Origin of the sequence: Halomonas sp. H5 (assembly GCF_050613175.1) — a bacterium.
GTDB lineage: Bacteria > Pseudomonadota > Gammaproteobacteria > Pseudomonadales > Halomonadaceae > Bisbaumannia > Bisbaumannia salifodinae.
Genome location: NZ_CP192510.1, coordinates 1284814 through 1298430 on the forward strand (window position 1 = coordinate 1284814; position 13617 = coordinate 1298430).

The following is a 13617-nucleotide window of genomic DNA, read 5'->3' on the forward strand; positions in this document are numbered from 1 at the left end:
CATGAGCGATCTCGCCGCGCCCGCCGAGGCGACCGCGCTGGATGTGGCCCGGGTGCGCCGCGACTTCCCGATCCTCGACCGGGAAGTCCACGGCAAGCCGCTGATCTATCTGGATAACGCCGCCACCAGCCAGACGCCGATCCAGGTCATCGACTGCCTGGACGACTACTACCGGCGGCTCAACGCCAATATCCACCGCGGCCTGCATACCCTGGCCGACGAGGCCACCGCCGCCTTCGAGGGCAGCCGCGACAAGGTCCGCGACTTCCTGGGCGCCGCCGACCGCCGCGAGATCGTCTTTACCCGGGGCACCACCGAGGCCATCAACCTGGTGGTCAACGGCTGGGGCCGGGCCCACCTGCGTGCCGGCGACGAGGTGCTGGTGTCGCGGATGGAGCACCACTCCAATATCGTCCCCTGGCAGCTGCTGGCCGAGGAGCTCGGCATCGTCATCAGGGTGATCCCGGTGGACGAGCGCGGCGTGCTGGATCTCGCCGCCTACCGGGCCCTGTTCAGCGAGCGCACCAAGCTGGTGGCGGTGACTCATGTCTCCAACGCCTTCGGCACCATCAACCCGGTGCGCGAGCTGGCCGAGGAGGCCCATCGTCACGGTGCCCTGATCCTGGTGGACGGCGCCCAGGCGACGCCCCATCAGGTGGTGGATGTCCAGGCCCTCGGCGCCGACTTCTACGCCTTCTCCGGCCACAAGGTGTATGGCCCCACCGGCATCGGCGCCCTCTACGGGCGCCTCGAGCTGCTCGAGGCCATGCGTCCCTGGCAGGGTGGCGGCGAGATGATCGCCACCGTCTCCTTCGAGGCCGGCACCACCTATGCCCCGGTGCCCCACAAGTTCGAGGCCGGCACCCCGGCCATCGCCGAGGGCGTGGCCCTGGGCGCGGCCCTGGACTGGGTCACGGCCACCGGCCTCGACGCCATCGGCGCCTGGGAAGCGCAACTGCTGGCCCGGGCCACTCAGGGGGTGTCGCGTATCGACGGCCTGCGCCTCCTGGGCACCGCCCCGGACAAGGCCGGGGTGCTCTCCTTCGTGGTGGAGGGCGCCCACGCCCAGGACATCGGCCTGCTGATCGATCAACTGGGGGTGGCGATCCGCACCGGCCACCACTGCGCCCAGCCGCTGCTAGCCCAGTTCGGCGTCGATGCCACCTGTCGCGCCTCTTTCGCCGCCTACAACACCCTCGACGAGGTGGATACCTTCGTGGCCGCCCTGGAGCGGGTGATCGGCATGGTGCGCTAAGCGAACGTCAAAGGAGCGGGAGATGTCGGCGATGGAACAACTGGAGGGCTTGCACAGGGGACAGGAGCTGCCGCTGCAGCGCGATGTGGCGGTGATCTCCATCCCCTTCGGCAAGACCATCACTCTGCCCGAGGACAGCGTCGTCTCGGTGATGCAGGCCAAGGGCAGCTCGGTGAGCGTGGCCCATGAGGGACGCCTCTACCTGGTGGAAGGCGCCAACCTGGATGCCCTGGGCCTCGAGGCCCTGCCGCGGCCGACCCTGCCCGAGGACGCCACGGACGAGCAGATCGAGGCCTTCGTCTGGGAGCAGCTGCGGACCTGCTTCGACCCGGAGATCCCGGTCGATATCGTCGAGTTGGGGCTGGTCTACGGCTGCCGTATCGAGCGACTGATCAGCGGCGAGCGGATCGTCACCATCCGCATGACCCTGACCGCCCCGGGCTGCGGCATGGGCGACGTGATCGCCGCGGATGCCCGCAACAAGATCCTCGGCGCGCCGCAGATCAGCCAGGTGCATGTGGATATCGTCTTCGATCCCCCCTGGAGTCGTGAGATGATGAGCGACGAGGCCAAGCTGGAACTTGGCATGTTCTAGGAGCGGCCATGCGGCGGTGGGCGATCACCCTTCTCAGGGGCAGTCTGATAGCGCTGGCAGGCGGGAGCCTGCTGGCGTTTTTGCTGTTCCTGGGGGCCAACGCCTGGATGCTGGGCAGGACCCAGGCGCGTATCGAGCATCAGCTGCCGCTCTGCGCGGCGGCCCCGGTGGGCATCGTCTTCGGTACCACGCATTGGGCCCGCGGCGGTGGGCGCAACCCCCACTTCGAGGCGCGCATGAGTGCCGCCGCCCGCCTGGTGCGCCTGCAGCGGGTCGAGCATCTGCTGCTCTCCGGCGACAACCGCACCCGTTTCTATAATGAGCCCCAGGCCATGTGGCAGGACCTGAACGCCCGCCATGTGCCCAGCGAGGTCATGACCATGGATTTCGCCGGCTTCAGCACCTACGACACCCTGGTTCGGGCCCGGGATGTCTTCGGCGTCGAGCGGGCAGTGTTGGTCACCCAGGCCTGGCACCTGCCCCGGGCGCTGTTTATTGCCGATGCCCTGGGACTCGAGGTACAGGGCTGCGCGACACCGGCGGAGCCGGTGGCGGGGCTCTGGCGTCTGCAGCTACGGGAGTGGCTGGCCCGGGCCCGGACCCTGGGGGATCTCTATGTGTGGGGACGGGAGCCTTACTTTTTAGGTCCTCTGGAGCCGCTGCCGGTGACGCCGCAGGGAGAAGAGTCGACCGAGGGGGAGGGAGCCGCTCCCTAGCTTGGCTTAGGTCCCCCGGAGCCCCTGCCGGTGACGCCGCAGGGAGAAGAGTCGATCGAGGGGGAGGGAGCCGCTCCCTAGCTTGGCTTAGGTCCCCTGGAGCCGCTGCCGGTGACGCCGCAGGGAGAAGAGTCGGCCGAGGGGGAGGGAGCCGCTCCCTAGTTTGCTGGGCCCCCTGGAGTCCCTGCCGGTAACGCCGCTGGGGAGGGAGGAGTAAGCGAGGGGGAAGAAGGTAGAGGGAAGGCATGGCCAGTGAGCGTCGTCCCAAACAGCAGGCCCGCCGTGATTGGCGGGCCTGTGCGTACGGGGCTTGCCGCCTAGCGGCGCTGCTTCTGTAGCCGGTAGAGTTCGCGGATCAGCGCGCGGCAGCCCTTGAGGCAGCGCTCGATCAGCGGCTCGATGGCATCCGGCAGGGGGTGGGTATAGAGGGTCGCCAGGGACTGCATCAGGCCGCGCTCCTGCTCCAGCAGCTCATTGATCAGCACCTGACTGTCATTGCCCACGAAACTCTTCAGGCGACTCCATAGCCACAGGTAGTCGTCCCGTTCCACATCGGCGTCCCGCGGCAGGATGCGCAGGTGCTTGCGGGCCATCTCGCGCAGCTCGTCGAGGTCCGTGTGGCGCTGCTCATAGTGGGGCTTGAGTTTGTCGCGCAGGGTCGGGCGCAGGCGCTCGAGGTTGTCCTGGAAGTAGTCGAGACTATCGGCCAGCGCTTCCAGCACGCTGTCCATCGCCACCTGGCGATTATCGAGAAACATGAGCAGTCACCTCCTCCGGTGACGCAGATTGTGCGGGGGGAAACACTGTTTTTCTACCCCCCGAGGATAATATTTTACGCTTTATGCACCTTTGGTATCGGCCACCGCCCCGCAGCCTTGAGATAAAGAAACAAATCGCTACTTTTAACGCCTGTCGATCATCCCTTGGGCTTGGGCGGTGCCTTGCGCGCCGGCGCGGCATGTTTCTCCAGGTGCTCGATGACTAGCCCGGCGATGTCCTTGCCGGTAGCCGACTCGATCCCCTGTAGCCCCGGCGAGGAGTTGACCTCCATGATCACCGGCCCATGGTTGGAGCGTAGCAGGTCGACCCCCGCCACCCGAAGTCCCATGGCCTTGGCGGCACGAATCGCCGTGGAGCGCTCCTCCGGGGTGATGCGGATCACGCTGGCGGTGCCGCCGCGGTGCAGGTTGGAACGGAACTCCCCCTCGGCGGCCTGGCGCTTCATGGAGGCCACCACCTTGTCGCCGATCACCAGGCAGCGGATATCGGCCCCCTTGGCCTCCTTGATGTACTCCTGGACCATGATATTGGTCTTCATGCCCATAAAGGCCTGAATCACCGACTCGGCGGCCTGGTTGGTCTCCGCCAATACCACGCCGATGCCCTGGGTGCCCTCCAGCAGCTTGATCACCAGGGGAGCGCCCTTGACCATGGTGATCAGGTCGGGGATATCGTCCGGCGAGTGGGCGAAGCCGGTGATCGGCAGGCCCAGCCCCTTGCGGGAGAGCAGCTGCAGGGAGCGCAGCTTGTCCCGGGAGCGGGTGATGGCCACCGAGTCATTGAGTACATAGGTGCCCATCATCTCGAACTGGCGCAGCACCGCACAACCATAGAAGGTCACCGAGGCGCCGATGCGTGGAATCACCGCATCGAAGGGCTCGATCTCCTCGCCCTTGTAGTGAATCGACGGGCGGTGCGACGCGATATTCATATAGCAGCGCAGGGTGTCCACCACCCGGGCCGTGTGGCCGCGTTGTTCGGCCGCTTCCACCAGGCGACGCGTGGAGTAGAGATTGCGGTTACGCGACAGCAGGGCGATATGCATCGAGGATCTCCGTGCCCCTCAGGGCTCACCGTGGAGGAAAGTGGCATCCGGGGCGACCAGCAGGCCACGCATGGCGCGTCGTCCCAGCAGCATGGGGTGGCGCATATTGGCGCGATTGGCCAGGGTCAGTTGGACGGGAAACTCCAACTCGCCCAGGCGCATGGGAGTGCGGATCACATAGCGCCACTCGGCCTGGCCGTTGGAACTGGTCACCTGGCGGCGATCATGGAGGTGCAGCTTGAAGGGGTGCGCCGGGCTCGAGGGGCCGCCGGCCCGGGTGGTGAAGCTGACCCAGACGTGGCCATCCTCCTCGAAGGACTCGATATCCTCGGCATGCAGCGAGGAGGTGCGGGCCCCGGTATCGATCTTGCAGCAGAAGCCGAGTCCCAGCTCGGGCAGGGTCACCATCTCGCGGCGACCGATGACCGCCTTGACCGCATAGGGTAGCGCTTTCATGACCGGCTCCTGTCTCAATGGGGGTGCCTCAGGCCGCTCAGGCGGGCGGCGATCGCCGACTCCGGCGGTGCCTGGCGCAGGGTCATCAGCACCGGCAGGCGTAGCCGGGGAATCAGCGCCAGGTCTCGGGCCAGGGCGGTAAAATCGGCCTGGGGGGCCTCCGCCAGCCGGTTCAGGAATCGCGGCAGGCGCTCGCCATCCTCCAGCGCCTCCCAGCCCCTGGCCGCCATGGCCGCCAGCAGGTCCGGGCCGCAGGCATTGGGGTCCGCCAGCAGGGCATCGTACCAGGCCGCCACCTGGGTCGCCGGGCCCCGGCTCTGGGCGCGGACACAGGCGCACAGGGTCTCGAGGTCGCCGGCGTCGGCGGCCTGCTCACCGCGCCGGCGCAGGGCGTCGGCCAGGCCCGCGGCAATCTCCACATGCTCTAGACACTGGCACAAGGGACGCAAGACCTCCACCGGCAGGGAGGCCAGGCGCGATGCCAGGCGCCGGGCCTGGTCGCCGTCGTGGCGTACCGCGAAGTCCGCCAGGCCCTGCAGGCCCAGGGATTGCCAGTGCTCGTCCTGGTCGCCGCCCAGGTAGGCCTCGGCCAGCTCCAGATGCTGGCTGGCGGGACGATCCAGGTCGTGGCTGGCCCGGGCATGCAGCAGTGCCTGGAAGGGCAGGGAAGGGGTAAAGGCCAGGGGGTTGTCGCGCATCAGGTGGTCGGCGTCGTCGCGGGCCTCACCGAGGCGCCGCACGTTACGCCCCAGGGTCTCCAGCAGGCGCTGGATAAAGGCGTCCCTGGGGGCCGGCGACAGCAGCCCCCGCTCGTCCAGGGGCAGGGCCAGGAACCAGATCAGCGGGTCCGGCGCATCGCCGAGGGTGAAGACGCAGGCCAGTCGCGCCTGACCCTGCCAGGGCTCCGCCCAGGGCAGCTCCAGGGCCTCGAAGCGGGCCAGCTCCTCCATCGCCAGGGGGGTGACCCGGCGCCCCAGATGATAGAGGCGCACCTCGGCGCCGCTGCGCGCGAAGAAATCATGCAGGCTGTGAATCGGCGTCATCTCGGCTCCTCCCCCGTCTCGAGTCGCGCACTGTACCGCGGGGAGGGCGCCTTGTCAGCCGCGGTGGCGGAGGAAATGATGCCCTCGATGCCTGGTGTCGATGATCAAGAAATAATCATCCCGTTCGAGGCACCATGACGGCTCGGTATCGGCGCCTTGTCCAGGGGTTATCCACAGCCTGATTCAAGGCTTCTGTGGGTTTCTTGCGAGGGCGTCGCGTCACGCGGATGCACCAGACATTTTTCTATGGTTAATAACCTATTATAATTTTTATTCCTTAAAGTTATTTTATTGCCAGGAGAAACTCATGTTGCGTTCTCTCTCCCTCGCCACCCTGCTCGCCGCCGGCCTGGCCACCACCGGCCTGGTCCAGGCCCAGGAAAGCACCGATGAACTCCGCGTCGGCATGTCCGGGGGCTATTTCCCCTTTACCTTCGTGCGCCAGGATGTCCTCCAGGGCTTCGAGGTGGACGTCATGGAGGCCGTGGGCGAGGTGCTCGAGGTGGAGGTGAATTTCGTCACCGCCAACTTCTCCGGCCTGTTCGGCATGCTGGAGTCGGGGCGTATCGATACCATCGCCAACCAGATCACCATCACCGAAGAGCGGGAAGCCAAGTACCTGTTTACCGAACCCTATGTCTATGATGGCGCCCAGGTGGTGACGCGCCGTGGCAACGACGAGGTGAGCGGCGTCGAAGACCTGCGCGGCAAACGGGTGGCGGTCAACCTGGGGTCCAACTACGAGCAGCTGCTGCGCGAGCTGCCCTATGCCGACGAGATCGATATCCGCACCTACGAGAGCAATATCGAGCAGGACACCGCCCTGGGGCGGGTGGATGCCTTCGTCATGGATCGGGTCAGCGCCAGCCAGGTGATCCAGGAGACGCCGCTGCCGCTGCAGCTGGCCGGCCAGCCCTTCTCCGAGATTCGCAATGCCCTGCCGTTCCGCGATGATCCGGCGGGTCGCGAGTGGCGCGAGCGGGTCGATGCGGCCCTGGCGACGCTGCGCGAGCAGGGGCGCCTGGCGGAGATCTCCGAGCGCTGGTTCGGTACCGATATCACCCGACTCTGAGCGGAGGGCCCCATGGCCATTCTCGATGTCGGTTACATGACCGAGCTGCTGCCGATCCTGTTGCGCTACCTGCCCCTGACCCTGCAGATGGCGGCCCTCGGCATGGTCTTGGCGCTGGTGCTGGCCTGTGCCCTGGCGGTGGTGCGGGTGCTGAGGATTCCGGGACTGAACGGCGCGACCCTGCTGTTTATCTCCTTCTTTCGCGGCACGCCGCTGCTGGTGCAGCTGTTCCTCTTCTACTACGGCCTGCCGCAGCTCTTCAGTGCCCTGACCCAGATCAACGGCGTCACCGCCGCCATCATGGGCCTGACCCTGCACTTCGCCGCCTATATGGCGGAGTCGATCCGCGCCGCCATCGTCGGCGTCGATCGCAGCCAGACCGAGGCGGCCCTGGCCATCGGCATGACCCGGGGGCAACTGATGCGGCGCATCGTGCTGCCCCAGGCGACCCGGGTGGCGGTGCCCACCCTGATGAATTACTTCATCGACATGATCAAGGCCACCTCCCTGGCCTTTACCCTGGGGGTCACCGAACTGATGGGGGCCACCCAGAAGGAAGCGGCGGGGAGTTTCCTCTATCTCGAGGCCTTTATCACCGTGGCGCTGCTCTACTGGGGCATCGTCGAACTCCTGGCCTGGCTGCAGCGACGGCTCGAGGCGCGACTCAACGAGGCCTATCAGCGATGATCCGAGCACAGGGACTCACCAAGCGCTTCGGCGACAGCCTGGTGCTGGACGCCATCGACCTGGAGATCCAGCAGGGCGAGATCATCGTGGTGATCGGGCCCTCGGGCACCGGCAAGTCGACCCTGCTGCGCTGCCTCAACTTCCTGGAGCGCCCGGATGCGGGTTACCTGGAGGTAGGGGACCTGCGCCTCGATACCCAGAAGGTCAGCCGCCGGGAGATCCTGGCCCTGCGCCGCTGCACCGCCTTCGTGTTCCAGAACTATGCGCTGTTCGCCAACAAGACCGCCCTGGAGAACATCGCCGAGGGGCTGATCGTGGTCAACCGCTGGCCCAGGGCCAAGGCCCATGCCCGGGCCCGGGAGATCCTCGAGCGCATCGGCCTGGCGGACAAGGCCGATGCCTACCCCGCCTCGCTTTCCGGGGGCCAGCAGCAGCGGGTGGGGATCGGCCGCGCCATGGCCGCTCAGGCCGAGGTGATCCTCTTCGATGAGCCCACCTCGGCGCTGGATCCGGAGTGGGTGGAAGAAGTGCTGGGCCTGATGAAGCAGCTGGCCGCCGAGCGCCAGACCATGCTGGTGGTCAGCCACGAGATGGGCTTTGCCCGCGACGTGGCGGATCGGGTGATCTTTATGGAAGGCGGGCGCATCGTCGAGCAGGGGCCCCCGGCCCAGCTGTTCAGCGAGCCGCGGGACTCGCGCACCCGGGAGTTCCTGCGCAAGATACTGGCCGCCCAGCAGGCCGCCTTGCCCTGATCATGGTCAGCAGCAGCCATGGCTGGGATAATGGGGATCTAGCCCAAGATCGGAGTCATCATGACGGTTCATCAGGAGCTCGATCACGCCCTGGAACGCCTCGAGGCGACCCTCAAGGCCGCCGACCTGTGGTCGGCGAGCCGCCCCCCCGCCTCGGCCTTCGACAGCCAGCAGCCCTTCTGCGTCGACACCATGGAGCTGCCCCAGTGGCTGCGCTATGTGTTTATCGCCCGGCTCTCCGCCTTGGTGGAGGCCGAAGGGGCCTTGCCGGCCAACTGCGAGGTGGCCCCCGCCGCCGAGGTCTACTTCAAGCAGAGCGGCGTCAGGGCCAGTAACCTGCTGCTGCTGGTCAAGGCCATCGAGGAAGTGGATCGGGTGATCAACGAGGCCGACTGAATGCCCTACTATTTTGCCTATGGCAGCAACATGAACGCGGCCCGGGTGGCGGCGCGGATCGGGGCGACCCGGCGCGCCCTGGCCGGAGTGTTGCACGGCTACCGGCTGGCCTTCGACAAGGCCTCCCGGGTGCCGGGCATCGCCCATGCCAATGTGGTGGCGGCCCCCGGGGGGCGTGTGGAGGGGGCCCTCTTCGAGCTGCTGGCGCCCACCCAGATCGAGGCCATGGATCCCTTCGAAGGCTATCCCCACGAATATCAGCGCCGGCGCCTGCCGATCCATACCCTGGAGGGGCCCCGCGAGGCCTGGGTCTATCTGGCCGCCCCGGGGACCACCGCCGAGCGGCTGCGACCGGCTCGCGAGTATCTCGAGCACCTGCTGGCCGGCGAACCCTTCCTGAGCCGGGACTACCATGCCGAGCTGGCGCGGGTGGAGGTGGTGGCCGACCTGGACGAGGTCACCCTGGGACAGCTGGGGCTATCGCGGCATAGCCCCCGTTAACCCTCCTTGTACCCAAACGACTCGGGCCCGCCATCTTGGGCGGGCCCGAGGCGTTGATCAGCGCAGGAAACCTAGTAGCGGAAGCTGATACCGCCCATTACCACCCAGGGGTCGATATTGACGGTGCCGATGTCGGCGCCGCCCAGGGTGGCGTCGGCATCGATATCCAGGTACCAGGCCGCGGCATTGAGCGCCCAGTGCTCGTCGATCAGCAGGTCCACCCCCAACTGGCCGGCGGCGCCCCAGGAGTCATCCAGGCTCAGGTCGCCCAGGGCGCTGGACTCGTCGGAGAAGTGGGTGTAGTTGATGCCGGCGCCCACATAGGGCTGAACCCGCGCCTCGGTGCCGCCCAGCGGGTAGTACTGCAGGGTCAGGGTGGGCGGCAGGTGTTTGGTGGAGGCCAGGTTGGCGCCATTGAGATTCACGTCATGCTCGAAGGGCAGGGCCGCCAGCAGCTCCAGGCCCAGCTTGTCGTGGAAACGGTAACCCAGGGTGAAGGCGAAGCCGTTCTCGTCCTGGACATCGGCGGCGACCGTACCATTGACCAGGCTGCCGTTATCGCTCTTGGGAGCCACCTTGGCGATGCCCAGGCGGGTGTAGAGGTCGCCGGCGCCATAGGCCAGGGCCTGGGTACTGGTCATCAGGGTGGCGGCGGCCAGGCCGCCGGCGAGCAGGGAAGCCAAAGAGGACGTGCGCATGCGGAGCTCCTTTATCGGTGAAAGCCTATGACGACTAGGCTACCCGCCCGGGCGACGGCGAATCTTGACCCAAGACAAGGTCGTCACCCGGGGTTATTGATCCAGCGCAAGTTCCTGAATATTCAAGCTTCCCGGAGGCGTTGATGGCGCCCGCCGGCCAGCCCCACCAGGCTGCCGGCCAGCGCCGGCAGCAGCCAGCCGAAGCTGGTCTCGCCGAGGGGGAGGTGCCGCTGCAGGGTGCGGGCGGTATCCGCAAGGCCCTCCAGCTCGGTGGCCACCAGGCCGTCCAGCAGGCTGGCGGCCAGGGTCAGGCTCAGGGCCCAGGCGAAGACCCGCGGTGCATCGCCTAGCCAGGGACGAATCAGCGACAGCAGGATCAGCACGATGGCCGGCGGGTAGAGGGTGACCAGCACCGGAATGGAGACCCGGATCAGGGACTCCAGGCCCTGGTTGGCCACCAGGGTGGCGAAGGCGCCCATGGCGATGACCAGCAGCCGATAGGGTAGCCGCGGCCAGAGCCCATGAAAGTACTCGCCGCAGGCGCTCAGCAGGCCCACGGCGGTGGTCAGGCAGGCCAGGGTGATGACCGCCGCCAGCAGCACCGGGCCCCAGGGGCCGAACAGCGCCGCCACATAGGCGGGAATCAACTCGCCGCTGCCGGCCTGGGCGGCGAGCTCGTGGCTGGTGGCGCCCATATAGGTCAGCGGCAGATAGACGGCGGCCAGGCAGGTCGCGGCGATGATACCCGCCCCCAGGGTGTAGCGGGCGATCAGGCGAGGCTCGCGGATACCGCGGTCGCGGATGGCGGTGACGATCAGGATGCCGAAGACCAGGGAGGCGAGGGTATCCATGGTCAGGTAACCGTTGCGAAAGCCCTCGGTAAAGGGGGCGGCCCGCCAGCCGGCCTGGGTCTCGCCCAGGGGGCCCTGGGGGGCGACCAGGGTCGCCAGGGCGATCAGCCCCAGCAGCAGGATCAGCAGTGGCGTGATCCACTTGCCGATGATATCCATCAGCCGCCCCGGCATCAGGGCCAGCAGGGTGGCCAGGCCGAAGAAGAGTAGCGAGTGCAGCAGCGAGTACAGGGGCGGCTCGGCGCTCCCTGAGAGCGCGACGAAGGGCCGCATGCCCATCTCGAAGGCCACGGTGCCGGTACGCGGCAGGGCGAAGAGGGGGCCAATGGCCAGGTAGATGCCCAGGCCGAAGGCGAGGGCGGCCAGGCGAGGCAGGGGCGCGGTGAGGGTCTCGAGGCCGCCGCCGACCCGGGCCACGGCGAGGATGCCGAGCAGCGGCAGGCCCACGGCGGTGGTCAGAAAGCCCAGGGCGGCGGGCCAGAAGTCGGTGCCGGCACCGACGCCCACCTGGGGCGGAAAGACGATATTGCCGGCCCCGAGGAAGAGCGCGAAGGTCATAAAACCTAGCGCCAGCAGCTCGAGGCCGGAGAGGCGTGTTTTCACGGGAGAGGTACCTACTGCGTAGAGAACGTTCGACGTTCAGGTGACTTGGCGGTCGATATTATCTCGTAATAGGTAATCGCTAGCAAAAATAGCGAGCCTGGCCGGTGCCGGCAGGGAATCGCCAGGTCAAGACTTGGAGACAACAACGCCGGACCCGAGGGCCCGGCGCTGGAGCGCGGATGGAGTGGCGCTTAGAAACGCAGGGTGAAACCGCCGCCGATGGTCAGCGGGTCCAGCTTCGCTTCGCCCAGGTCCTCTCCCCGGTAAGAGATATCGCTGCCCACGTCGGCATAGTTCAGCGAGCCATTGAGCATCAGGTTATCGGTGATGGCCAGATCGACACCGACCTGGCCCACGATGCCGTAGGAGTCATCCATATCGACACCCGCGGGCTCGCCGGAGAAGCGAGTGTAGTTGAGGCCGCCGCCCACATAGGGCTGAACCCGCGAATCGAGACCGCCCAGGGGATAGTAGTTGGCCATCAGGTTGATGGGCAGGCGACGGAAGCTGCCTTCGAAGCCCACCGGGGTGCCGATCGCTACGTCATGCTTGACGCGCTGGCTGCCGGAGAGCTCGATGCCGAAGTTATCGTGGAACAGATAACCCAGGCCGTAGGTGAAGCCACGCCCATCGCGAATGTCCAGGTCGGTCTGGAAGTTGCCCGGATCGGCCAGGTCGATGCTGGAGCGGGAGTCGGTCTTGGCAAAACCGCCGCGTACGAAGACATCGCCGGCACTATAGGCCAGGGCGGACTGAGCGGCGAGGGCCAGGGTGGTAGCGGTGAGCGCGCTGGCGAGCCACTTGGCGTTGCTCATAGGGTTCCTCCTTGAAGTTCGGCCATGGTGGCCACGAGCATTGGGATGCCCCAGGGTAACGGGGAATCTCCCACGCCTCGAGACGTCGATGCCGATAGCTTGTGTAAGAAAAAGCCTACGCCGCTTGCTCGGCGTAGGCAGGCATCAACGGCAAGAGTGGGCTTAGAAGCGCAGGGTGATACCACCCCCGATGGTCACCGGGTCGACCTTGGCGGTGCCCAGGCGTTCGCCATCGCTATTGCTGATGTGGGTATCCACGTCGGCGTAGTTGACGGAGCCATTGAGCATCAGGTTGTCGGTGATGGCCAGGTCGATACCCACTTGCCCCGCGGCGCCGTAGGAGCGGCGGGCATCGAGTCCCTCGGGCTCGCCGGAGAAGCGGGTGTAGTTGAGACCGGCCCCCACATAGGGCTGTACCCGAGAGTCCAGGCTGCCCATGGGGTAATAGTTGAGCATCAGGTTGACGGGCATGCGATCGATGCTGCCGAGGCTGCCGCCACCCAGGGTCAGATCATGCTCGAACTTCTCGCTGCCGCTCAGCTCGACACCCAGGTTACCGTAGAACATATAGCCGATACCGTAGGTGAAGCCGCGAGCGTCATCGATATCGAGGCGGCTGCCGGCAACGTCGCCGTTGTTGGAACGGGGCTCGCTCTGGGCGACGCCGCCGCGAACGTAGACGTCGCCGGCCTCGAAAGCCAGGGCCGCCTGACTGGCCAGCAGGCTGGCGCCGAGCAAGGTTGCGGTAACAAGGCGGGGCATCAGGGTCATGGGAGTCTCCTTACGTTTCGATCTCGAGCCATCTAGGGCTCGTAGCATTCTACAAGAACAGTATAGAAAACGCTGTTCTTTTTTGCAGGTAGAAAATAACTATCGACGCGATTAGGCGTATTGCCGCGGTTTATCGGATGTTCAGCCTAATTTAGGCCTTCTCTCGGTGAAGATTGGTCGCATTTTTGTATAGGTCTTGTCGCGAGGTGTCATTCGCTCTCTGCCCACGACTCTTCTTTACTGGGGAAGGGCACGAGCGATCGCAAGGAGGTGTGCATGGGGCGTTCCATGATGGCGTTGGGAGTCTCCGCCCTGTTGGCCATGGGGCTGCTATGGCAGCCCCAGGTAATCGGTGCCCTGGGGTGGCCATGGCGCCTGGTGATGGTAGCGCTGGGTGCCTGGGCCCTGGGCGCGGGCTTTATGGTCGGGGGAGGGCTGCGTTTGAAGAGCGCCTGGGGGCGGCGCCTGCTGGGGGAGCCGCTGTGCTGGCCCCTGCTGGGGAGCTTCACGGTGCTTTGGCTGCTGCTGGCGCTATGGTCTTGATACGAGAATGGCATCGGGCCGCCCTGGGGCGGCCCGAT

The 13617-nt window shown here is 66.5% G+C and carries 17 protein-coding genes; 9 read left to right on the forward strand and 8 right to left on the reverse strand.

The window, feature by feature from the left end:
* Nucleotide 1 precedes the first annotated feature (1 nt).
* Genes ACQ1W9_RS05855 through ACQ1W9_RS05865 form a run of 3 tightly spaced genes read left to right on the forward strand, consistent with a single transcriptional unit; the run spans nt 2 to nt 2566 of the window.
* Nucleotides 2-1255 carry a SufS family cysteine desulfurase gene (locus tag ACQ1W9_RS05855; RefSeq protein ID WP_431025763.1) on the forward strand — a complete coding sequence of 418 codons (1254 nt, stop codon included), beginning with the start codon at nt 2-4 and terminating at the stop codon, nt 1253-1255.
* A gap of 31 nt (nt 1256-1286) precedes the next feature.
* Nucleotides 1287-1850, forward strand: coding sequence for a putative Fe-S cluster assembly protein SufT (gene sufT / locus ACQ1W9_RS05860; RefSeq protein ID WP_379730165.1), 564 nt, complete (start codon nt 1287-1289; stop codon nt 1848-1850).
* 8 nt (nt 1851-1858) lie between these two features.
* Complete coding sequence (locus tag ACQ1W9_RS05865) at nt 1859-2566, forward strand: SanA/YdcF family protein (protein ID WP_431025764.1); 708 nt, start codon at nt 1859-1861, stop codon at nt 2564-2566.
* Between the two features lie 317 nt (nt 2567-2883).
* Here ACQ1W9_RS05865 and ACQ1W9_RS05870 read toward each other — a convergent pair whose 3' ends face one another.
* From ACQ1W9_RS05870 to ACQ1W9_RS05885, 4 genes are all read right to left on the reverse strand, one after another.
* On the reverse strand, nt 2884-3324 hold the full coding sequence (locus tag ACQ1W9_RS05870) for a hypothetical protein (protein WP_431025765.1): 441 nt from the start codon (nt 3322-3324) through the stop codon (nt 2884-2886).
* A gap of 158 nt (nt 3325-3482) precedes the next feature.
* Nucleotides 3483-4391 carry a 30S ribosomal protein S6--L-glutamate ligase gene (gene rimK, locus ACQ1W9_RS05875; RefSeq protein WP_346061236.1) on the reverse strand — a complete coding sequence of 303 codons (909 nt, stop codon included), beginning with the start codon at nt 4389-4391 and terminating at the stop codon, nt 3483-3485.
* A gap of 18 nt (nt 4392-4409) precedes the next feature.
* On the reverse strand, nt 4410-4847 hold the full coding sequence (locus ACQ1W9_RS05880) for an ATP-dependent zinc protease family protein (RefSeq protein ID WP_346061237.1): 438 nt from the start codon (nt 4845-4847) through the stop codon (nt 4410-4412).
* Between the two features lie 14 nt (nt 4848-4861).
* Entirely contained in the window at nt 4862-5890 is a 1029-nt protein-coding gene (locus ACQ1W9_RS05885) for a DUF3549 family protein (protein ID WP_431025766.1), read from the reverse strand.
* Between the two features lie 307 nt (nt 5891-6197).
* Here ACQ1W9_RS05885 and ACQ1W9_RS05890 point away from each other — a divergent pair, with 307 nt between their 5' ends.
* Genes ACQ1W9_RS05890 through ACQ1W9_RS05910 form a run of 5 tightly spaced genes read left to right on the forward strand, consistent with a single transcriptional unit; the run spans nt 6198 to nt 9298 of the window.
* Entirely contained in the window at nt 6198-6962 is a 765-nt protein-coding gene (locus tag ACQ1W9_RS05890) for an amino acid ABC transporter substrate-binding protein (RefSeq protein WP_346061239.1), read from the forward strand.
* A 12-nt stretch (nt 6963-6974) separates the two neighbouring features.
* Nucleotides 6975-7649: an amino acid ABC transporter permease gene (locus ACQ1W9_RS05895; protein WP_431025767.1), complete on the forward strand. Its 675-nt coding sequence runs from the start codon at nt 6975-6977 to the stop codon at nt 7647-7649.
* Complete coding sequence (locus tag ACQ1W9_RS05900) at nt 7646-8401, forward strand: amino acid ABC transporter ATP-binding protein (protein WP_431025768.1); 756 nt, start codon at nt 7646-7648, stop codon at nt 8399-8401. The genes ACQ1W9_RS05895 and ACQ1W9_RS05900 overlap by 4 nt, the downstream gene beginning before the upstream one ends.
* A 60-nt stretch (nt 8402-8461) precedes the next feature.
* On the forward strand, nt 8462-8797 hold the full coding sequence (locus ACQ1W9_RS05905) for a YqcC family protein (protein WP_431025769.1): 336 nt from the start codon (nt 8462-8464) through the stop codon (nt 8795-8797).
* Nucleotides 8798-9298: a gamma-glutamylcyclotransferase family protein gene (locus ACQ1W9_RS05910; RefSeq protein WP_431025770.1), complete on the forward strand. Its 501-nt coding sequence runs from the start codon at nt 8798-8800 to the stop codon at nt 9296-9298. It abuts the gene before it with no gap.
* Between the two features lie 71 nt (nt 9299-9369).
* Here ACQ1W9_RS05910 and ACQ1W9_RS05915 read toward each other — a convergent pair whose 3' ends face one another.
* The 4 genes from ACQ1W9_RS05915 to ACQ1W9_RS05930 form a co-directional block, all read right to left on the reverse strand.
* Entirely contained in the window at nt 9370-9996 is a 627-nt protein-coding gene (locus tag ACQ1W9_RS05915; RefSeq protein WP_431025771.1) for an OmpW/AlkL family protein, read from the reverse strand.
* Nucleotides 9997-10118: 122 nt separating this feature from the next.
* Nucleotides 10119-11450, reverse strand: coding sequence for a branched-chain amino acid transport system II carrier protein (gene brnQ, locus ACQ1W9_RS05920; protein WP_431025772.1), 1332 nt, complete (start codon nt 11448-11450; stop codon nt 10119-10121).
* 191 nt (nt 11451-11641) lie between these two features.
* Entirely contained in the window at nt 11642-12265 is a 624-nt protein-coding gene (locus tag ACQ1W9_RS05925) for an OmpW/AlkL family protein (RefSeq protein WP_431025773.1), read from the reverse strand.
* A gap of 162 nt (nt 12266-12427) precedes the next feature.
* On the reverse strand, nt 12428-13036 hold the full coding sequence (locus tag ACQ1W9_RS05930) for an OmpW/AlkL family protein (protein WP_431025774.1): 609 nt from the start codon (nt 13034-13036) through the stop codon (nt 12428-12430).
* Nucleotides 13037-13312: 276 nt separating this feature from the next.
* Between ACQ1W9_RS05930 and ACQ1W9_RS05935 the strand changes: the two genes are divergently transcribed.
* Nucleotides 13313-13579: a hypothetical protein gene (locus ACQ1W9_RS05935; protein ID WP_346061248.1), complete on the forward strand. Its 267-nt coding sequence runs from the start codon at nt 13313-13315 to the stop codon at nt 13577-13579.
* The last annotated feature ends 38 nt before the right edge of the window (nt 13580-13617 follow it).